The sequence below is a fragment of the Paenibacillus pabuli NBRC 13638 genome (assembly GCF_001514495.1).
GTDB classification, from domain to species: domain Bacteria; phylum Bacillota; class Bacilli; order Paenibacillales; family Paenibacillaceae; genus Paenibacillus; species Paenibacillus pabuli.
Map to the genome: position 1 here is coordinate 81,024 of NZ_BCNM01000025.1, position 21,093 is coordinate 102,116.

Annotated in this window: 23 protein-coding genes and 1 other annotated feature; all 23 genes read left to right on the plus strand. The window is 47.1% G+C overall.

Annotation, left to right across the window (positions count from 1 at the left end):
* Nucleotides 1–112 precede the first annotated feature (112 nt).
* Nucleotides 113–355: a DUF4321 domain-containing protein gene (locus tag PPA03S_RS27145; RefSeq protein WP_062328066.1), complete on the plus strand. Its 243-nt coding sequence runs from the start codon at nt 113–115 to the stop codon at nt 353–355.
* A gap of 93 nt (nt 356–448) precedes the next feature.
* Nucleotides 449–1,060 (plus strand): Maf family protein, encoded by a 612-nt coding sequence (locus PPA03S_RS27150; protein WP_062328069.1) that lies wholly within the window; start codon nt 449–451, stop codon nt 1,058–1,060.
* Nucleotides 1,061–1,095: 35 nt separating this feature from the next.
* Entirely contained in the window at nt 1,096–1,785 is a 690-nt protein-coding gene (gene radC / locus PPA03S_RS27155; protein WP_062328072.1) for a RadC family protein, read from the plus strand.
* Between the two features lie 200 nt (nt 1,786–1,985).
* On the plus strand, nt 1,986–3,020 hold the full coding sequence (locus PPA03S_RS27160) for a rod shape-determining protein (RefSeq protein ID WP_062328075.1): 1,035 nt from the start codon (nt 1,986–1,988) through the stop codon (nt 3,018–3,020).
* 185 nt (nt 3,021–3,205) lie between these two features.
* Nucleotides 3,206–4,078: a rod shape-determining protein MreC gene (gene mreC, locus PPA03S_RS27165; RefSeq protein WP_062328078.1), complete on the plus strand. Its 873-nt coding sequence runs from the start codon at nt 3,206–3,208 to the stop codon at nt 4,076–4,078.
* Nucleotides 4,078–4,611 carry a rod shape-determining protein MreD gene (locus PPA03S_RS27170; protein ID WP_062328081.1) on the plus strand — a complete coding sequence of 178 codons (534 nt, stop codon included), beginning with the start codon at nt 4,078–4,080 and terminating at the stop codon, nt 4,609–4,611. Before mreC ends, PPA03S_RS27170 begins: the two co-directional genes overlap by 1 nt.
* A gap of 73 nt (nt 4,612–4,684) precedes the next feature.
* Entirely contained in the window at nt 4,685–5,347 is a 663-nt protein-coding gene (gene minC, locus PPA03S_RS27175; RefSeq protein WP_062328086.1) for a septum site-determining protein MinC, read from the plus strand.
* Between the two features lie 3 nt (nt 5,348–5,350).
* Nucleotides 5,351–6,145 (plus strand): septum site-determining protein MinD, encoded by a 795-nt coding sequence (gene minD / locus PPA03S_RS27180; protein WP_024633965.1) that lies wholly within the window; start codon nt 5,351–5,353, stop codon nt 6,143–6,145.
* Between the two features lie 225 nt (nt 6,146–6,370).
* A complete protein-coding gene (locus PPA03S_RS27185) occupies nt 6,371–7,285 on the plus strand; it encodes a M23 family metallopeptidase (protein WP_062328089.1) in 915 nt (304 codons plus the stop codon).
* On the plus strand, nt 7,278–8,138 hold the full coding sequence (locus PPA03S_RS27190) for a M50 family metallopeptidase (RefSeq protein ID WP_062328092.1): 861 nt from the start codon (nt 7,278–7,280) through the stop codon (nt 8,136–8,138). Before PPA03S_RS27185 ends, PPA03S_RS27190 begins: the two co-directional genes overlap by 8 nt.
* Before the next feature lie 105 nt (nt 8,139–8,243).
* On the plus strand, nt 8,244–9,494 hold the full coding sequence (locus tag PPA03S_RS27195) for an Rne/Rng family ribonuclease (RefSeq protein WP_062328095.1): 1,251 nt from the start codon (nt 8,244–8,246) through the stop codon (nt 9,492–9,494).
* 56 nt (nt 9,495–9,550) lie between these two features.
* Nucleotides 9,551–9,635 (plus strand) — a sequence feature (ribosomal protein L21 leader region).
* A gap of 14 nt (nt 9,636–9,649) precedes the next feature.
* Nucleotides 9,650–9,961 carry a 50S ribosomal protein L21 gene (gene rplU, locus PPA03S_RS27200; RefSeq protein WP_062328098.1) on the plus strand — a complete coding sequence of 104 codons (312 nt, stop codon included), beginning with the start codon at nt 9,650–9,652 and terminating at the stop codon, nt 9,959–9,961.
* Between the two features lie 13 nt (nt 9,962–9,974).
* Nucleotides 9,975–10,304: a ribosomal-processing cysteine protease Prp gene (locus PPA03S_RS27205; protein WP_062328101.1), complete on the plus strand. Its 330-nt coding sequence runs from the start codon at nt 9,975–9,977 to the stop codon at nt 10,302–10,304.
* 23 nt (nt 10,305–10,327) lie between these two features.
* Nucleotides 10,328–10,639: a 50S ribosomal protein L27 gene (gene rpmA, locus PPA03S_RS27210; protein ID WP_024633959.1), complete on the plus strand. Its 312-nt coding sequence runs from the start codon at nt 10,328–10,330 to the stop codon at nt 10,637–10,639.
* A gap of 151 nt (nt 10,640–10,790) precedes the next feature.
* Complete coding sequence (locus PPA03S_RS27215; protein ID WP_062328144.1) at nt 10,791–11,528, plus strand: Spo0B domain-containing protein; 738 nt, start codon at nt 10,791–10,793, stop codon at nt 11,526–11,528.
* A gap of 16 nt (nt 11,529–11,544) precedes the next feature.
* Nucleotides 11,545–12,855, plus strand: a complete 1,311-nt coding sequence (gene obgE, locus PPA03S_RS27220) for a GTPase ObgE (RefSeq protein ID WP_062328104.1) — start codon at nt 11,545–11,547, stop codon at nt 12,853–12,855.
* 231 nt (nt 12,856–13,086) lie between these two features.
* Nucleotides 13,087–13,524 (plus strand): ACT domain-containing protein, encoded by a 438-nt coding sequence (locus PPA03S_RS27225; protein WP_024633956.1) that lies wholly within the window; start codon nt 13,087–13,089, stop codon nt 13,522–13,524.
* Between the two features lie 95 nt (nt 13,525–13,619).
* Nucleotides 13,620–14,906 (plus strand): homoserine dehydrogenase, encoded by a 1,287-nt coding sequence (locus PPA03S_RS27230; RefSeq protein ID WP_062328107.1) that lies wholly within the window; start codon nt 13,620–13,622, stop codon nt 14,904–14,906.
* Nucleotides 14,907–15,023: 117 nt separating this feature from the next.
* Nucleotides 15,024–16,094, plus strand: a complete 1,071-nt coding sequence (gene thrC, locus PPA03S_RS27235) for a threonine synthase (protein ID WP_062328111.1) — start codon at nt 15,024–15,026, stop codon at nt 16,092–16,094.
* A complete protein-coding gene (gene thrB, locus PPA03S_RS27240; protein WP_062328114.1) occupies nt 16,091–17,059 on the plus strand; it encodes a homoserine kinase in 969 nt (322 codons plus the stop codon). Before thrC ends, thrB begins: the two co-directional genes overlap by 4 nt.
* Nucleotides 17,056–17,937, plus strand: a complete 882-nt coding sequence (pheA, locus tag PPA03S_RS27245) for a prephenate dehydratase (protein ID WP_062328117.1) — start codon at nt 17,056–17,058, stop codon at nt 17,935–17,937. The genes thrB and pheA overlap by 4 nt, the downstream gene beginning before the upstream one ends.
* 139 nt (nt 17,938–18,076) lie before the next feature.
* On the plus strand, nt 18,077–18,961 hold the full coding sequence (gene ilvE / locus PPA03S_RS27250) for a branched-chain-amino-acid transaminase (protein ID WP_062328120.1): 885 nt from the start codon (nt 18,077–18,079) through the stop codon (nt 18,959–18,961).
* Between the two features lie 194 nt (nt 18,962–19,155).
* Nucleotides 19,156–20,760 (plus strand): LysM peptidoglycan-binding domain-containing protein, encoded by a 1,605-nt coding sequence (locus tag PPA03S_RS27255; protein WP_062328123.1) that lies wholly within the window; start codon nt 19,156–19,158, stop codon nt 20,758–20,760.
* The last annotated feature ends 333 nt before the right edge of the window (nt 20,761–21,093 follow it).

Sequence of the window (21,093 nt, forward strand, 5' to 3'; positions counted from 1 at the left end):
CTATCCGGCAAGGAACTGGAAATAGTTCCCCTTGCCGGATTTGTGTTTGTATTGACGTACAAAACCCCGTATAATAATGTGGGTGTCAAAAAATGGCGAGGGAAGATCACCGATGAAAAAAAACTTCGGCATGTTATTGCTGTTTCTGCTGCTCGGCTGGCTGGCCGGAGCGTGGATCGCCAAGGCACTGCAGCCTGTAAAGGCCGTAGCCTTTCTAACAAAAGCCACGGCCATTCGCTGGTCGCCGCAGGCTGATCTGGACATTATTAGTTATGACATTTCACTTCAATTTCAAATGAGCCTCCTGAGTCTGATCGGTATCATTGCTGCTGTATGGCTGTATCGCAGATTATAGGAGTATGACGAATTATGACGAAGAAACTAAAAAAAATGACATCTACTAGCGTGATCCGACAGGATGTCGCCGTAGCCTAAGGAGCCGATTATTTTGGATAGAACAAAACAACGCCCTATTATTCTGGCCTCCACTTCGCCACGGCGTAAAGAACTGATCGCCTCACTTCATTTAGCTTTTGATGTAATACCAAGTCATGCCGATGAAGATACACCACCGGAATGGACTCCAGAACAAACGGTACAGGAGCTTGCCATGCGCAAGGCACTTGCCGTTTATCGTGGGCTGGAAGGCCGTGAGCAAGATGCTATCATTGTTGGTAGCGACACGATTGTCGTTCTGGACGGCGATATTCTTGGCAAACCCGTAGACGAAGCAGACGCTGAACGGATGTTATCCCGTCTGCAGGGGCGTGTACACCGTGTATTCACTGGAGTGGCCTGTATCGATGCTGGCAATGGACAATCCATGGTTCAGTATCGGCAGACGGATGTAACGATGAAGGAGCTGTCTGATGCTACGATTCGAGCTTATGTTCAGACCGGAGAACCTTCGGACAAGGCAGGCTCCTATGCCATTCAGGGCATTGGTGCTTCACTGATAGACCGTATTGAAGGATGTTATTTCAATGTGGTCGGTCTGCCCCTGTCCTTGCTTAGTGATATGCTGGAAGGATTCGGCGTACATGTACTGCCACGCACATGAAATTCCGCAATTGAAGATGTGAAAAGAGGGAATATATGGAGTCGCCTCAATATATGATGCGCGACATCCCCCAGGAAGAACGCCCGAGAGAACGCATGATGGAATACGGGGCGGGCGCCTTGAGCCATGCTGAATTGCTGGCGATTTTACTTCGAACAGGCACAAGGCAGGAATCCGCAGTGCATATGGCACAGCGAATTCTCACCGAAGCGGGTGGCATTCGCTCGTTGATGGATTTGAGTCTGGAAGAACTGACTGCGATGAAGGGAATAGGCATGGCAAAGGCTGTACAACTAAAAGCCAGTATCGAGCTTGGACACCGGATTGCGAAGAGCAGACTTACACCGTCGACTTCGATTCGTACCCCTCGTGACGCGGCCGATATCCTTACCGAACAGTTACGTTACTTGCAAAAGGAACACTTTGTATGTCTTTTTCTAAATACCAAAAATCATATTATTGCCCAGGAAACACTCTCCATGGGCAGCCTTAACGCTTCGATTGTACATCCGCGTGAAGTGTTCCGGGCTGCCATCAAATGCAGCAGCGCTTCTATTGTGTGCGCACACAACCATCCGAGCGGGGATCCTACGCCTAGTCCAGAGGATATCCAAATAACCAAGAGATTGATCGAAGCTGGTGCAATTGTTGGCATAGACGTGCTGGATCACATTATTATCGGAGATGGAACGTACGTAAGTTTGAAGGAGAAGGGCTTAGTATAATATAATGGTTGGCGTTGATGTTTTCCTATGAATATTGACGGCGTTGTCCGTAGAAGATAGGTTCACTTTACAAATGCATCACAAAAAACTGCAACACAAAACAAATGCGAATATTAGCTCCACCATTATGGTGGGAATGAAAATGAAATGCTCTTGATTTACGGGAGCAGCTATATGAGGCAGAAAAGGAGATTAACGTCATGTTTGGTGGTTTTAATAAAGATTTGGGGATTGATTTGGGGACAGCAAATACGTTGGTTTATGTGCGTGGAAAAGGAATTGTGGTACGGGAACCTTCCGTAGTTGCGATCCGGACAGATACAAAAACAATTGAGGCAGTAGGTGAATCGGCGAAAAAAATGATCGGTCGTACACCAGGGAACATTCGTGCGATTCGTCCGATGAAGGACGGCGTTATTGCTGACTTCGATACAACAGCAACGATGATCAAATACTTTATTCGTCAAGCGCAAAAGCAACGTTCCATGTTCCAACGTCATCCCAACGTGATGGTATGTGTACCTTCCGGGATTACAGCAGTCGAACAACGCGCCGTTGAAGATGCAACGAAACAAGCCGGCGCACGTGAAGCCTACACGATTGAAGAGCCTTTTGCGGCTGCAATTGGTGCTGATCTGCCGGTATGGGAGCCAACAGGGAGCATGGTTGTAGATATCGGTGGCGGTACAACAGAAGTAGCCGTTATTTCCTTGGGCGGGATTGTTACGAGCCGTTCGGTTCGTGTAGCTGGTGACGAGATGGATGAATCCGTTATTCAATACATCAAACGTCAGTATAATCTGATGATCGGTGAACGCACATCCGAGCAATTGAAGATGGATATCGGATCGGCTATGCCGCTTGAGCAAGTGGAAACGATGGAGATTCGTGGACGTGATCTTGTGACTGGTCTGCCGAAGACGATTACGATTACATCCGATGAGATCAGTGAAGCTTTGGCTGATACCGTGAATGCCATTGTTGAAGCTGTAAAGGTAACCTTGGAGAAATGTCCTCCTGAGCTGGCAGCGGATATTATGGACCGTGGCATTGTGCTCACAGGCGGCGGTGCATTGCTCCGCAATCTGGACAAACTTCTTGCTGGTGAGACAGGTATGCCTGTGATCGTGGCAGAGAATCCGCTTGATTGCGTTGCACTCGGTACAGGTAAAGCACTTGAAAATATTCATTTGTTCAAGAGCAGAAGCAGTTCGGCAGTTCGTTCCAAACGTTAATTGGTATTTGCCCGGCTTGGCTGCCTTATCGACCAAGTGGAAGATATCAACGGAGGGCCCGGTTAATCCCGGGAGAGCTATTACCCGCATACCCGGGGAGAATCAGCTGATATTCTCGAAGGGACTATAAGTCTGACAGTCTCCCCGCCGGGCATGGCTCGGAAGAGAATAATGGATGTTAGAGGGTGGTCGAACTGTTTAAACTGCTGGGTAACAAAAGACTTTTTGTTTTGCTGGTGGGCCTTGTTACATTTATCGCGTTAATGGGCTTTACGCTCGGTCCGCGAACCGCTCTATCCTGGCCGGAGAAATTTCTAAAGGATTCAGTCGGATTTGTACAATACGTATTTTACAAGCCCGCTTCTTCAGTAGCGGGCTTTTTCAAAGATTTGGCGAACATGCGTACGGTATATCAAGAGAATGAAGAGCTTCGTATTGCAATGGGGCACTACACCCGAGATCGGCTGAAATACAATGATATGGAGCAGGTGAATGAACAGCTTCAGAAAGCCCTCAATTTTACCGAAGAACAAAAGAATCGGTATAATTACGGTTCGCGAATTGCTCAGGTCATCAGTGCCAACTCCGACCCGAACAGCAGAACGATCAATATTGACATTGGTGAGAATGCAGGAATCAAGCCGGGGATGGCTGTTACTTCACAGGAAGGGCTGGTCGGGGTGGTCAGTCATGTCAGCTCCTATACGTCAACAGTTAATCTGTTAACTTCTATGGATGCCAATGATCCGACATCCAATGCTATTGCAGCTACTGCGGTGGGCAAAGAGAAAGTGTTTGGCATGATCGAGAGTTATGATCCGAAGACCGGCATGCTCAAAATGACCAAAATTTCGGAAGACTCAAATATCAAAGACGGTGATGAAATCATCTCTTCCGGGATTATCAATAACTTTCCGAAGTATATGCGGATCGGAGAAGTGGATAAGGTGGAGAAAAGCGAGTATGGTTTAACAAAAACAGCTACAATTAAGCCATACGCAAGCTTTTTGGACTGGAAAGAGCTGATTGTCATTATCCCGCCTGAGGTAAAAGAGTAATGGTGACACGCAAGCAAGTCTTATTCCTGCTGCTGTTCGTGTTGTTCATCGCGGAAGGAACCATTCTTCCGTTGCTTATTCCTTCCGCCTGGCAAATGCGCATTTCGGCCAATCTGGTCTACATCGTGATTTTGTTTATTGCTGTCTACCATCATCGCCATACGGCTTTGGTGCTTGGCATATTATTTGGACTGCTGCACGACGTTGTTTTCTACGGCGAAATGATTGGACCATATGGATTCTCCATGGGATTATCGGCATATATGATGGGACTTATTTTTCAAGCACCGCGCGCACCACTACCGGTCATGGTTTCCGTCGTCCTTTTGGGAAGTCTGCTGAATGATACCATGTTATTCTTTCTGTACAAGCTTTTCCAACTCAACCACGTAACATTTGACTGGGCGCTGATTGAATACATGATTCCCAATTTGTTCATTCATTTTGTGTTTGCACTGATCATCTATGTCCCGCTTCGCAAACAATTGGAACGCATTGGCAAGAGAAAGAGCAAAGCAGAAGAAGCTTCTTAATACATTTATGGAGCAAGAAGCAGGAACTTGGGGACCCGGGCACGAAATGTAATGGGATGGGAGGGACAGGCTTATGACGGTTAAATCGAATCACGTAACGATTAAAGGCATCCGAGACGGCCTGGTTTTCCTGTTGGACGATCAATGTGAATTCGAGGAATTGCTCTATGAGCTCCGCTATAAGCTGGAACACAGCCATCAAAATATTTTGACCGGACCGATTGTTCATGTGGATATCAAACTGGGCAGCCGGGAAGTGACGGAGGACCAGAAAGAAGCAATTCTTGATATATTAAAACAAAAAGGGAATTTGCTCATTCGTTCCATCGACTCACCCGCCCTTAAACCAGAGGTTAAAGGGCCGCCGCCGATTGTGACCATGTGCGGTATGGTGCGTTCTGGTCAGGTGCTTCACCATGAAGGGAATCTCTTGTTTCTTGGAGATATCAATCCGGGGGGCACAGTAACGTGCACCGGAGATATATATGTTTTGGGTTCACTCAGAGGCATGGCTCATGCCGGAATTAGTGGGGACGAGGACTCGATCATTGCGGCTTCGGTGTTTGCACCGACGCAGCTGCGAATCGCGGATATTATTAGTCGTCCTCCCGATGAGTGGGAGAGCCGAGAGACCGGAATGGAATTTGCTTATTTACAGGACAATCAGATGCAGATCGACAAGATGAGCAATATCGTTCGGTTGCGCCGAGATTTTAATGTGTTTAAAGGAGTGTAGCTCATGGGAGAGGCAATCGTGATCACTTCGGGTAAAGGCGGCGTGGGTAAAACAACCACCTCGGCAAACATCGGGACAGCGCTGGCGCTGCTCGGCAAGAAGGTTTGTCTGGTAGACACCGATATCGGCCTTCGTAATCTGGATGTCGTGATGGGACTCGAAAACCGGATCATTTATGATCTGTGTGACGTTGCAGACGGACGCTGCCGTCTGAATCAGGCTTTGGTCAAAGATAAACGTTTTGAAGAATTATATATGCTGCCTGCAGCGCAAACGAGAGACAAGAACTCCGTATCACCAGAACAGGTGAAGGACATTATCCTCGAATTGAAGAAAGATTTTGAATACGTCATTATTGATTGTCCAGCCGGAATTGAACAGGGATTCAAAAATGCGGTTGCAGGTGCAGATCAGGCGATTGTGGTCACTACTCCTGAGAATGCGGCGGTCCGTGATGCGGATCGTGTTATCGGTTTGCTCGAGAGTTCACACATACAATCCCCAAAATTGGTCGTGAACCGCATTCGTAACAACATGGTTAAATCAGGCGACATGCTCGATATTGATGGCATCTTACAAGTACTTAATATTGACCTGATTGGAATTGTTCCTGATGATGAACTTGTCATCAAGGCGGCCAACTCGGGAGAACCGACAGTAATGAATCCAGACTCGCTTGCGGCTATTGCCTATCGCAATATTGCCCGTCGAATTTTGGGAGATACAGTTCCATTGATGCAATTGGAGCAGAAGAAGGGTGCCTTCTCACGTTTCAAAAAGTTTTTTGGGATGGGTTAACAGCTCTTCCTTATCAGATTGATGTATGACAGCCGTGGCCTAACGCCCGGCTTTTTTGAATATTATGGAACATTTAATAGATGCCTTGTGTGGCAAGCAAGGGATCGTATTTGGATGAAGGACTCCACGTTGTGGGGTTATTTTTGCTTCCAGCCGAAGCGTGTTCATATTATGAACGAGCTCCTCATAGGATGTAGTAAACAAGCCTCGGCGGGAGGATTTTCCATGAATACGAAACTCAGAATTAAGCAGAGAAGAGAAGAACGCATTCGACGACTGATGGATGGGGCTACGGAGGAGGTCATGCAGCAGCGAGAGTCAGCTACGTTGCCTAATACTCGTGAATCAACGCAACGGAAGCCATTCTCGTCTATGGATATACATGAAAACCTGCGAACGGCAAGAGCTTCGCTGGCAGAACAGGAAAGAGAAAGAGAAAGAGAAAGAGAAAGAGAAAGAGACCCAGAGTGGCTATGGAAAAAAGAGAACGGTCATTATGGTCATGGCGGTCATCCTCGTTTCAATCTAATAAAGTCATTCGTGGGACGAACTGTGATTAGCGTGTTCGTTTTTGGTGCCGTTTGGGGATTGTTCCAGTTAAACACATCATGGACGACACCTGCCAAAACCGTGATCGCCGATATGCTGCATCGGGATATGGATTTTGAAGTGGCGGAAGCCTGGTACGAAAGGCATTTTGGGGGAACGCCATCATTCCTGCCTGTGCTAGGACATACCATTGATTCTGTGAATGGCTCGGGTGTTGGGCACCTACTGGGCAAACCGATCTCTGGCACCATTGTTCAACCTTTTGCATTGAGCATGAAAGGCATTGAAATAGTTCCTGAAGCGGGCGGCACCGGACTTGTCCAGGTAGTCAGCTCGGATGCTGGACGTGTCCTTCAAGTTTTGGATGATCCGGAAAATGGAACGACGGTGGTAATCCAGCACTCTGGCAAAGTGACAGCCATATACGGACGCTTGAACGAAAGTGAAGTCAAGGTGAATGACTGGGTTGAAGCGGGAGATGCAGTGGGAAGTCTAAAGGAGAGCGGAAATGATCAACCTGCCACATTGTATTTCGCTGTAAAAGAGGGCGAGGAGTACGTAGACCCTGCGGAAGTGGTTGCCCTTGATTAGGATATGGGGTGTACGTATCTCGTTTCATCCATTTTTTGTGATCATTATGATGGCATCCCTGATGACCGGACATTTTATTGAGTTAATCACACTGTTCGCGATTGTATTTATTCATGAATGTGGACATGCTGCGGCGGCAGCCCTTCTGGGCTGCCGTGTCCTGTCGATACAGATGCTGCCTTTTGGCGGAGTTGCCCTAATCGAAGATGGCGGAAATATTACAGCGCGTCGGGAAATCATGATCGCTTTGGCGGGGCCTTTTCAGAATATGCTCATGGTTGGAATCGTGCTGCTGTTAAAATACGGTAGTGTGGGGGACCCTGCTTTTTTGGATTATATTATAAAGGGGAATCTGTTGATTGCCTTATTTAACCTGCTGCCAGTGCTGCCGCTGGATGGCGGTAAAATTGTACAGGCACTCGTAAGCCTGTTTGCCCCCTACTATACAACATTGATGTGGACCTACCGAATCAGTATCGTTTGTAGTGCTGGAGTGATTGTGTTTGCCATTACTCGCTGGTTTGCTGGTGGGTACGGGCTGCCCCTAAATATTCTGTTGATCGGACTGTTTCTGTTCTATTCCAATGTGACCGATTACCGGAATATTCCATATCGTTTTATTCGGTTCCTGATGAACCGTGAAGGTACATTCGCCCAATATGCAGCTGCAGGCAGTTTGGCACAGCCGATAATCTCATTTCCGGCGAAACCTTTGGAACCTATTTTGCGTCTATTAAAGAGAGAAAGATATCATATGATATATGTAATGAACAGACAGGGGAGAATCTTGGCCGTTTTGCCTGAACAACGCATCATCGGTTCCTATTTTAAACAAAACACCGATAAGTTGTAGCATCGTGGTGAACCTGTCCTGAATTGGGTTAATACATGTACAAGGAATATTGCAATGAAACAGAATGGATGTGGATGAATTGAATCGTCTTCTAGAGGTGAAGCCATGAAACGAATGATTGTACATAATGAGCATAACCTCATGCAAATGGCGCTTCTGGAAGAAGGCAAAGCTGTAGAATTCACAGCAGAGCGTATACGCGAGCGTGGACTGCTGAATTCCTTTTTTAAGGGAAGAGTAGTGAATGTGTTGCCAGGTATGCAGGCTGCTTTTGTGGATATCGGTCAGAAAAAGAATGCTTTTCTGTATGTAGATGATGTATTACATCCCAATTTGGAGAAACAACCCAAAGTGAAGCCATCGATCTCGGAGTTGCTTCGTCCGGGTCAGGATGTAATTGTCCAGGTTCTGAAGGAACCTGTTGGAAGCAAAGGAGCCCGGGTGACGACTCATTACTCACTGCCGGGCCGCTGGCTTGTCTATATGCCACTTGCCGACTATGTAGCCGTCTCCAAGAAAATTGCCCGTGAGGGAGATCGTTCCCGGCTCAAAGCACTGGGTGAACAATTAAGGCGGGGCGAAGAGGGGCTTATCATACGAACCATATCCGCAGAGGAACAGCGGGAAGCCATTGAGGCTGACTTGGGAACATTACGTGAGCAGTGGCATCTGATTCGCGAGAAATCGGATAGTTTGCCTTCACCAAGCCTGCTGCATCGGGATCAAAATATGGTTCAGCGAATCATTAGGGATGTGTATACTCCTGGCAGCGATGAAGTAATTACGGATGATGAAGTACAAGCTCGTGAAGTGACTGCTTTACTGGAGGAGATATGTCCTGGTCATCAGCCTAAAGTACAGGTGTATCGGGGAGCCGAATCCATTTTTGCCGCTTATGGTGTACAGGAACAATTGAACAAGGATTTTGCCCGTAAAGTGTGGCTGCCGGGAGGCGGCTATATCGTCATTGACCATACGGAGGCACTCACCGTAATCGATGTCAATACAGGCAAGTACACTGGAGCAGGCGGGGACAGTCTGGAAGAGACGGTGACAGAAACGAATATGCAGGCTGCCGTTGAGATTGCTCGTTTAATGCGGCTTCGGGATATCGGTGGCATGATTATTGTGGACTTCATTGATATGGAGGAAGCGATGAATCGGCAGGAGGTTGCGGCATCGCTCGAAAATGAGCTGAAGAAGGACCGCACCAAAGCTTTTGTAATGGGCTGGACCAAACTGGGGCTGCTCGAACTTACCCGTAAGAAAGTGCGGGAAGAGAGTACGCTGCCTTACGTTGAGCCGTGTTCTTCCTGTCATGGGACAGGCAAAAGATATATTTCACCTTTGCATTGATTTTTAGTATAGTTGGTGGTATAATCATCAGGTATGTGTCTAGCCTATTGGTCTTGCACATGCTGTAACCGCACTGGCCGGGTATAAGCACAGTTTCCGCAAGGCACTGTCACCTGAGAACGGGCGAGTCTGAGACATGAGGAGGTGCAAGGCAAATGTACGCAATTATTGAAACAGGCGGCAAACAGTACAAAGTCCAAGAGGGCGATGTTCTGTTCATCGAGAAATTGACTGCGAACGATGGCGAAAGCGTAACGTTCGACCGTGTCCTGGCTGTATCTAACGATCAAGGTTTGACAGCAGGTACACCATTGGTTTCCGGAGCAACTGTAACGGCTAAAGTGGAGAAACATGGCAAAGGACAAAAGGTTGTTGTATACAAATACAAACCGAAAAAGAACTACCATGTGAAGCAAGGTCACCGTCAACCGTACACTAAAGTAACTATCGAAGCAATCAAAGCGTAAGAAGGTGCGATAAGTGATTATCGTTCAAGTCTTTCGTAATGAGGACGGGAGCATCGATCGCTTTTCTATCAAAGGGCATGCTAATTTTGCCAAGCGAGGAGAAGACATCGTATGTGCCGGGGTATCCGCTGTTACAGTGGGTACGGTAAACTCGATCGAAGCATTAACGGGTGTCGAAATGGATGCCAAGATGAAGAATGGCTTTTTAAGTGCTTCTTTGCCAGTGCTTGCGAGAGACGAAACCTGGTCCCAGGTACAATTGCTGCTCGAATCCATGGTGGTTATGCTCACTGATATTGCAGAGTCATACGGAAAGTATATTCAGATAGAGCAAGTCAAATAATTAAAGAAGGAGGACAACCAATCATGTTGAAATTAAATCTTCAGTTATTCGCATCGAAAAAAGGTGTAGGTTCCACAAAGAACGGTCGTGACAGTAACGCACAACGCCTTGGCGTTAAACGTGCTGACGGTCAAACAGTAACTGGTGGTAGCATTCTCGTTCGCCAACGCGGAACGAAAATTCACCCAGGTACTAACGTGGGTATCGGTAAAGATGACACTTTGTTTGCGAAAGTTGACGGCGTTGTGAAATTCGAACGTTGGGGACGCGATCGTAAAAAAGTAAGCATCTACCCTGTGAATGTTGCTCCAGTAGCAGCAGCAGTAGAAGCATAATATCGGCATTCCGCCTAAGGAGCCTTCGGCATTTTTGCCGGAGGCTTTTTGTATTTTTAGGCTATTCGATAATGAACTGGCAGAAAAGACATGTTATACTTGGGTACGGTGGGGATTAAACCAACCGAGTTTTGTAGAACGGGGAGAAGCCATGAAATCTTGGAAAAGAGTGCCGTGGATTGCGGCATGTTCACTTCTGATTCCTTTGGTTTTCGTTATGCTGTATCCAGTGATCATTACATTGGCTGTATACGCATTGTGGTCCGTCGCGGTGCTTTTTGTTTCTGTGAACGTGATGAAGAGACAGGCAGAGGCGGAACGCAGAACCATCATACAATCTATGGAAAAGACAGCAATTGCATCATTAAATCATCATAGGCATGATTGGATGAACGATCTTCAGGTGTTGTATGGATATCTTCGGCTAGGCAAACTTGATAAATCAGTGCAATGTGTGGAAAGAATAGTAGAGCGGGTTAACGAAGAAAGCCGGATCTCCAGATTGGGTATTCCTTCACTCGTTTTTTATCTTCAATCTTTCCGGGCCAGTGGAGTTGCTCTGGAATTGCATGTGGTCGTAGAGGAAGAGTTGCAGCTGAGTGCTCTGGTCTCTCCCGAGGATGGCGAGTCGCTTACGGGGGCGATTGCGGATGCAATTCGAGCCTATCAATATGGCGGCGGCCGGTCGTCTTGGGGAGAGGTTCGCAAACTGACCTTGAACTTCGGACAGGACCATGGAGATGTGATTGTCCGGCTGGATGGGGATCAAACACCAGATCCGGAAACATTGCGGCAGCTTGATGCCGTACCCAAAGGTAAAAAAGTCAGAACGGAGCAGCTTCCGTCTGAGGATACGTTTATACAATTCAGAATGCCTTGCGGAATATAGGAAGAAGGGGTAACCAATGTTTGTAGATAAAGCTAAGATTTATGTGAAAGCCGGAGACGGAGGGGACGGAATTATTTCGTTCCGTCGTGAGAAGTATGTACCAAACGGCGGACCCGCCGGGGGCGATGGAGGCAGAGGAGCTGACATCATTTTCCGTGTAGATGAAGGTCTGCGTACGTTGATGGATTTCCGTTACCAGCGTCACTTCAAGGCCCCTCGTGGTGAGAAGGGACGTAATAAAAGTCAGCATGGTGCGAACGCTGAGAACATGATTGTACGTATTCCACCTGGAACGGTCATTTTGGATGATGACAGCGGAGAAGTGCTGGCAGATTTGACACGTCATGGTCAACAGGTTGTCGTCGCCCGCGGCGGACGAGGCGGAAGGGGAAACATTCGTTTTGCGACGCCGAACAATCCTGCGCCAGAATTGGCCGAAAATGGTGAAGAGGGCGAAGAGCGTTACATCGTACTTGAGCTTAAAGTAATGGCTGATGTCGGTTTGGTTGGTTTCCCGAGTGTAGGGAAATCCACACTGTTGTCTGTAGTTTCAGCAGCCAAGCCAAAGATTGGAGCTTATCATTTTACAACCATTACACCTAACCTGGGTGTGGTTGGTGTGGGTGAAGGTCGCAGCTTTGTCATGGCCGACTTGCCGGGTCTGATTGAAGGTGCGCATGAGGGGATTGGGCTTGGACATGAGTTCTTGCGTCACGTAGAACGGACACGTATTATCGTCCACGTTGTTGACATGTCGGGTTCCGAAGGACGTGATCCGTTCGAAGACTGGCAGAAAATCAACGAGGAACTGAAGTTGTACAATCCTGTCCTTGCGGAAAGACCACAGGTTGTCGCAGCTAATAAAATGGACATGCCGGATTCCGAAGCTAATCTGGAAGAATTCTTACAGAAGGCTCGTGAAGTTCAACCGGATATTGAAGTAATGCCTATTTCGTCCTTGACACGGAAAGGGATTCAAGAGCTCTTGTACCGTGCGGCTGATCTGCTGGATCAAATTCCGGATGAGCCTGTGGTTGAAGAAGTTGCGGACTTATCCGAACGCAAAGTGTACAGCTTGGACAAGAAAGAGGACGAAGGCTTCCGTATTGTGCGGGAGAATGAAATCTTCGTTGTCGAAAGTGCCAAGATTGAACGCATGATGAAACGGATGCAGTTGAACTCGCATGAAGCGATCCTCAAATTGGCGCGTACGTTGCGTCATATGGGTGTGGATGCAGAACTGCGTAAACGTGGAGCTGAAGAAGGTACCATTGTGCGGATTGGCGACTTTGAGTTTGAATTTGTGGAAGGTAGCAGCTACTACTAAGATAGCAGTGAACCCTGTTCAATATAAAGGATTACAACAATACGCAGAGTAGTGGGAGATAACCCGCTTCTCTGCGTATTTTTTATTTTCCCTTACATGTTCCAGGTGGAAACTTGTATACTGTGAGGAACAGTTTTCAAAAAATAGACATGTGAGGTATTGCCCTTTTGAGATAGATCCTTTATAATGTCCACTATATGAATACATGAGTCTTTGAGGAGAGGACGTTCTGTGAATGAACGCTATTACTTAGTACGGGAAGACATTTTGCCTGAAGCTGTGGTGAAGACCATGCAGGTCAAAGAACTGCTGGCTTCCGGAGATGTCAAAACAGTGCATGAGGCTGTTGAGCAGGTTGGGCTAAGCCGTAGTGCTTTTTATAAGTACAAGGACGGAATTCATTTAATCAACCAGCTTGAACGGGAGAGAATTGTAACGATCTCCATTGATTTGGAGCATCAATCGGGTATATTGTCTCGTGTGCTCGGACATGTAGCTGGTTATGGAGCCAACGTGCTAACCATTAATCAAAGTATCCCGCTTCAGGGAAGAGCCAACGTTGTCATTTCCGTCGAGACATCGCATCTCCACGGAGAAATTGGGGAGATGTTGGATCGGATGCAGGATATGCCCGGAGTTCGGCGCACGCGCATTGTAGGCCAAGGTTAATTGGACGTTACCCGAAACGTTTAACATAGGTTGAAGTTCTGATTTAATTGTACAGGGGTGGCAGGCGGAAGAAGACTTAGGGGGTTGATTAGTTAGTGAAACCGGTAAAAGTGGGACTGTTGGGTTTGGGTACTGTGGGTACTGGTGTCGTTCGTATCGTAGAGGGAAATCAGGAGGATTTAAGCAGTCAGGTTGGATCACCGATTATCATCGAGAAAATTGCAGTGAAGAATACGGAGAAGGAACGTGTCATCGCCGTAGATCGTGCGAAGCTCACTGAAGATCCCTGGGAAGTCATTCGTCACCCGGATATCGATGTGATTGTTGAGGTTATGGGCGGTATCGATCAAACCAAAGAGTACATTCTTGAAGCTCTGGAACGAGGCAAGCATATCGTAACAGCGAACAAGGACCTGATGGCCCTGCATGGTTCAGAGATTTTGGCCAAGGCACAGGAAAAGCAATGTGATGTATTCTATGAAGCCAGTGTGGCTGGGGGGATTCCGATTATCCGCACCCTGATTGAAGGTTTCTCATCCGACCGTATTACCCGCATTATGGGGATTGTGAACGGAACAACAAACTTTATTTTGACCAAGATGAGCCAAGAAGGTGCTTCATATGGAGAGGTTCTGGCAGAGGCACAAGCACTTGGATATGCAGAGACGGATCCTACTTCGGATGTCGAAGGACTCGATGCAGCTCGGAAAATGGCGATACTGGGTACTCTCGGCTTCCGAACTAACGTGGAATTGCAAGATGTGACCGTTCGCGGTATTTCATCCGTAACCCGTGAAGATATTATGTATGCCAAGAGACTTGGCTACGAGATGAAGCTGCTGGGTATCGCAGATCGTCGGGATGATGAGATCACCATCAGTGTTCAGCCGACAATGGTAAGACAGAATCATCCGATAGCTTCCGTAAATGGCGTGTTCAATGCAGTGTACGTACATGGTGAAGCTGTAGGTGAGACCATGTTTTACGGTGCGGGTGCAGGCGAACTTCCGACAGCAACTTCTGTAGTGGCAGACATTGTGGCTGTGATCAAAAACCTGAAGTTGGGCGTAAATGGTCTCAAAGCGATTGTGCCATATAAGCAGAAGCGCTTGCAAAGTGACGAGCACATTATGTCGAAAAACTTCATTTTGCTGCATGTGGATGACAAAGCAGGTGTACTGGCACAGATCACTCAAATCTTCGCTGAATACGAAGTCAGCCTGGCATCCGTTGTGCAGCAGCCAAACGAGCATAACCCGGATGCAGAGATCATCATCGTTACGCATAACGCTAGCAAGGCCAGCATGGATAAAGTGTTGAAACATTTTGAATCTCTTTCCGTCATTCGTCGCATTAAGAGTGTGTACCGGGTAGAAGGATAACTTGTCCCCAAATTCCGGTTTGTATTTCAGGTATAAGTCCAAGTTTAAGTACACGTTTAACCATATAGATGTATGCAATCATATTCAGATTATTAACGACAAAGGAGTTTACCCACAATGAGATATCAAGGATTACTGCAAACGTATAGAGAGCATCTTCCGGTTAATGAAAACACTCCCCTGCTTACGCTTCACGAAGGAAATACACCCCTGGTCCATGCGGAGAATCTGTCCGAGGAACTCGGATTGAATCTATATTTCAAATATGAAGGTCTGAATCCGACAGGTTCATTTAAAGACCGCGGCATGGTTATGGCTGTTGCTAAAGCGATGGAAGAAGGCAGCCGTACGATCATGTGTGCATCGACAGGCAACACTTCAGCGGCAGCAGCAGCCTATGCGGCTCGTGCTGGTCTGAATTGTATCGTATTGATCCCGAATAACAATATTGCGCTGGGTAAACTGGCTCAAGCCATGATCTATGGAGCCAAGGTGATTGCGATTAATGGCAACTTTGACCGTGCATTGGAGATCGTGCGTGAAATAACGGCCAAACACCCAATTACACTCGTAAACTCCGTGAATCCGTTCCGGATTGAAGGACAGAAAACAGCTGCATTTGAAGTAATTGAGCAGCTTGGTCAGGCACCTGATGTACTCGCCATTCCGGTGGGTAACGCAGGCAATATCTCGGCCTACTGGAAAGGGTTTAAGGAATATAAAGAAGCAGGTAAGTCGAACTCCCTGCCGCGTATGGTCGGTTTTGAAGCAGAAGGTGCCATGGCGATTGTCAAAGGTGAACCGATTCTTGAGCCAGAAACTGTGGCAACAGCTATTCGAATTGGTAATCCGGCAAGTTGGAAAACCGCTGTAGCTGCAGCTGAAGAATCTGGCGGACAGATTAATTATGTCACTGATGAAGAGATTCTGACAGCCTACCGTACGATTGCTGCACGTGAAGGGATTTTCGCTGAACCTGCTTCGGCTGCTTCCGTTGCCGGTGTATACAAACTGAAGCGTGAAGGGTACTTTAAAGGTGGAGAGACTGTGGTTTGTGTACTGACAGGACATGGCCTCAAAGATCCTAATATTGCAATCAAAACCGTAGCGACTGAACCGCTTGTTGTGGAAGATTCGGAAGAAGCGGTTATGGCGGCCATTGCACAGCTGGAGCAGCAATCCGTATGAGTTTGCAGCAAAGGGTAACAGTTAAGGTACCGGCAAGTACAGCCAATCTCGGTCCAGGGTTTGATACCCTGGGCATGGCTTTATCTCTGTATGCCTGGCTGGAGATGAAACCGGCTGAGCAGACGATATTCCATTTACATGGGGATCATCTAACGGGGCTGCCAACAGATAAATCCAATTTGATATATGAAGTTGCACAGATGGTGTTCAACGAAGCCGGGATCTCCGTGCCGGAGTTGGAAATTTCCATGTACTCCGATATCCCGCTCACCCGTGGGCTGGGGAGCAGTGCATCGGCTATCGTAGGTGCATTGGCTGCTGCTAATGCATTAATTGGTATTCCGTTGTCGGATGCCAAGCTTCTGGACATGGCTACGTCTCTGGAGAAACATCCGGATAATGTGGGGGCTTCGTTATATGGAGGTATCATTGCAGCAGCGTGGGATGGCAGTTGTGTAGATCACATTCGTATTGAGCCGCATCAGGATTTGCAGACGTTAGTTATCGTACCGGACTTCGAGTTGTCCACTTCAAAAGCAAGGAATGTGATTCCGCAGCAGTTCGAGAAGTCTGATGTCATTCACAATATAAGCAGATCATCCTTACTCGTTGCAGCTTTGGCAAGTGGGCGATTGGATATGATCCAAAAGGCAATGTCTGATCGTATTCATCAGCCCTACAGAGCATCATTGGTACCAGGGATGGCTGAGATCCTGACGCATGCAGTCAGTCATGGGGCTCTAGGCGCTGCTTTGAGCGGAGCTGGTCCAACTGTTTTGACATTGGTAGATCGTCATGACACTCGCAAGGAAGAACTGGAGCAATACTTGCTTGATACCATGAGTCGTGAAGGGATTACTGCATCGGCATTGTGGCTGGATCCGGACTTGGACGGTGTTACCGTGCTGTCTGATCAAGATGAAAGTCCTTTTTTGGACAGAATTAAAGGGGAAGTTAACGCATGAAAAGAATTGCAGTATTACCCGAAGGTTCAGTTTCCCATGAAGCAGTAGATTTTCTGTTTAATGGGGAGCCTTTGGAATTGCTTCATTCCAAGCTGATTTCTGATGTGTTCCGTGCAACGGACAGTGGAAAGTCCCAGTACAGTGTCATTCCCATTGAAAATACAATTGAAGGTTCGGTTAGTCTCCATATGGACTGGCTCGTTAATGAAGTGGATATTCCAATGCAAGCAGAATGGGTTTATCCATCCGTACAGAATGTCATTGGGCATGGCTCTGAGTTTAGAACAGAGAGCGGTGAATATGACTTCGGTAAAATTACGAAGATCATGTCACATCCCGTCGCTATTCCGCAGTGTCAGAATTTTATTCGATTGCATTCGCCTGGAGCAGACCTGGAAGGTGTTAACAGTACAGCGGAAGCAGTGGAAATTGTGAAAAGAAATCCCGGCAAAGGCTGGGTTGCCATTGGCACAAGGCTTGCTGCGCAGAAGCATGGTTTGGACATCATGGCTGAACGGGTAACCGATCATGACAACAACTATACTCGTTTTGTTTTGATAGGTCATGAACCTGTACAGATTCCACGGGATCCCGATCATGTAAAAACCAGCTTGCTAGTTACCTTACCTGAAGATGCGCCGGGTGCGTTGCATCAGGTTTTGTCGGCGTTTGCCTGGCGGAAGCTAAACCTGACCCGTCTGGAGTCGCGTCCAACAAAGAAGCGATTGGGGAGCTACTATTTTTACATTGATGTTGAAGAAAGTGCCGATTCTGTATTGCTTACCGCAGCCATGGCTGAGATTGAAGCTTTGAATTGCCAGGTACGTATTCTGGGCAGTTATCCCTGTTATACATATCCTTCGCTTAAAACGACCTGAACAGGTCGTGTGTTCTGTTGAAGGTTGTCATAAGACTGGGTAAAATGAACAGACAATGGCTTGTCATTAGTTGTACAATAACGGGTTAAAGATCGTTTCGGAATCGAGGAATGAACATTTTATGGAGGTGTAGTCATACGTGTCAGAACAATGGATTTATTTGGATGGGCAATATGTGACCAAAGAGAACGCAACCGTCTCCGTATATGATCATGGATTTTTGTATGGAGATGGTATTTTCGAAGGTATTCGGATTTACAACGGTAACATTTTCAGATGTAAGGCGCATTTGGATCGTTTGTATGATTCGGCTAAATCCATCAGTCTGAACATTCCGCTGTCTTATGATGAGATGCTGGAAGTGATGGCTGAAACGGTACGTCGCAATGATATGCGTAACGGTTATATTCGCCTGATCGTTTCTCGTGGTCCTGGTAATCTGGGTCTTGATCCGCTGCGCTGCCCTAAAGCATCTGTTATTATCATTGTCGAGCAACTTGCAATCTATCCGGAGGAAGCGTACCTTACTGGATTGAAAGCCGTATCTGTATCCCAACGACGCAACATCCCTGACGCATTGAATCCCAAAATCAAATCGCTAAATTACCTGAATAACATACTTGTTAAAATCCAGTCCAACTATGCAGGTGTTGGTGAAGCAATTATGCTGAATTCACAGGGGTACGTTACCGAGGGCTCAAGTGATAACATCTTTATTATTAAAAACGGTGTCGTCTATACGCCGCCTTGTTATCTGGGCGCACTGGAAGGGATCACGCGTCAGGCAATTATCGATCTGTGTGGCGAGCTGGAGCTTGAATTAAAAGAAGTTCCGTTTACCCTGCATGATGTGTACATTGCCGATGAAGTCTTTTTCACAGGAACCGCTGCGGAAGTAATTGCTGCGTACGAGGTAGACGGCAGAACAATCGGAACGGGTGTAGCAGGACCTGTAACGCTCCGACTGCTTGAAGCGTTCCGTCAGATTGTTGACAAAGATGGTTACAAAGTCTGGGAAGATTAAACTGAACGAACAGAATAGGACAGTACAAAATCCTTCTTGTCTCAGAAATTCAGCATACCAGGAGTATGCGGTTTTTGGTTCGGGAAGGATTTTTTTTGCTTAGTTGATGTCATTAGCCTAGTTTCTGCATAGGATGTAGTAAAGGTATGGGCGAATGTACTGCCCAAGTATCACGTCTAGGAGGTTAGTTCCAAGTGAAAATACACATGGTGAAAAAAGGCGACACATTATATCTGCTGTCCCAAAAATATAATGTAGCGTTGGACAAAATTATTGCAGCTAATCCGCAAATTGCGGATCCTGACAAGTTGGAGATCGGCATGAAAGTCAAAATTCCTGCGGAGCCTGTTACACCGAAGCCGGAAGGCATGCTCCACAATCACAAAGTCCAGCAGGGAGATTCGCTATGGAAGTTGTCACAGGCTTGGGGAGTTCCATTGAAGGATATGATTAATGCCAATCCGCAATTGAAGAATCCCAATGCTCTTCTTGTAGGGGAGACCGTGTACATTCCATCGATGGCTACACCCGGAAATGTGGGTTCCGAGAATGGCGCATCATCTAATGTTGCTCATGAGAAACTATCGCCAGAGGGGAAGGAATACACGGGGGTTAAAGAAGAAACGGCTCCAATTGTACCAGTAGTGCCAGCACCGGAAGTCTCCAATCCTGCGCCGGCTCCTGTACCGGCAAATCCGGTCGTACCTAATGTGAAGCCTGAGATGGAAGTGCTGCCGCAACTGCCTGAATTACCAGAGGTGGAACCGGTGAAAGAAGTTCAGAAAAAAGAACAAACTAAATCTGAGGTTCAATTAAAACCGATATCGGAGTCGCCGACGTACACCATGCCTAACATTTCTCCTGAGGTTATGCCTTTAGCCGTTATGCCCAATAACATGACGTTTCCTTCTGAACTAGCGCCTGAGACCAAAGCGCCGTGTGGCTGTGGCAGTAAAATGCTTCATGCTCCAGCAGAACATCCCTATGCGCAAGTTCCTGTACCTGCGCAAGAGGTATACATTGCTCCACAAGACATGTATACGGCAGGCGTAAATAACCATGCCACTTTCCCTGGTATAACGGAGGTCAGCCCTTATTCTATAGGAACCCCACCTAACGCTCCGTGGAATGGGAATGAGTATAATCATAATAACGTTATGCCAAACATCTCTGGGGAAATGCAGAACAACTCCTATCCGATCGCGCCAGCAAGTCAAGTGAATAGTCCTTATCCTCCTTTTGCAGCTAATGGACATATGAATCAACAACCGCCTTTTATTTCTCCTTACTCTATGCTCCCATACCCACCATGCGGATGTGGCAACCACCATATGCCTGCTCATCACTATACTTATCCATCTCACAACTACCAGGATCCGGCGTGGGGCGCATATAACCCGTACGGCGTTCAACCTGAAATGACCACTTCCATGATGCCGAATCAGCCGGTGGAGTATCCATACCAGAATCCATACCCTGCTCAAAATACAGTACCGCCGTCACCGCTTGGGGCATTTGGTGAGCTTTATCCATCCCAAGGTAAAGGGGAGGGCAAAAAAGGAGGACGCGACCAGGCGAATTTGAGCCAGTCCGTTGTTGAGAGTGAGGCCGACTCATATCTAGAAGCGAAGCCCAAACAAGCAGCCAAAACAGGAACTGCGAAACGCAGAACAGCCAGACCTGGAGCAAAAAGCAAATCCAAAGTAACCGTTTCCGGGAAAACTTCAAAAGAACGCAAGGGAACATCCACTAACCGAAGTTCTGATAAAAAGCGAAGAAACCCCTGGATCCAGCAATAAAGTTGTAAAGCAAATGCCATTCAACTCCAAAGACCAATTCTGTGAAGAGCTGGTCTTTGGGAGTGTATGGAGAGCAGGGCAATTCTACGACAGTATGGAAATGCCTTCCTTGAAGAATGCTTTGGCATTATCTCAAGAAAGTCTATGAATGTGGACACAATCGTTGCGGGAATAGTGCCTCAAGTTCACTATCTTTTAGTAGGGGCAGCAGGGACTTAGAATCTATTAAATGTTTTTTTGAAAAAGCTATTGCATTGGTTTCGTCAGTGTGATATATTATTTAAGTCGCCGCTGAAACACACGGCTGACACGGAAGAGAAACGCAGAAACAAG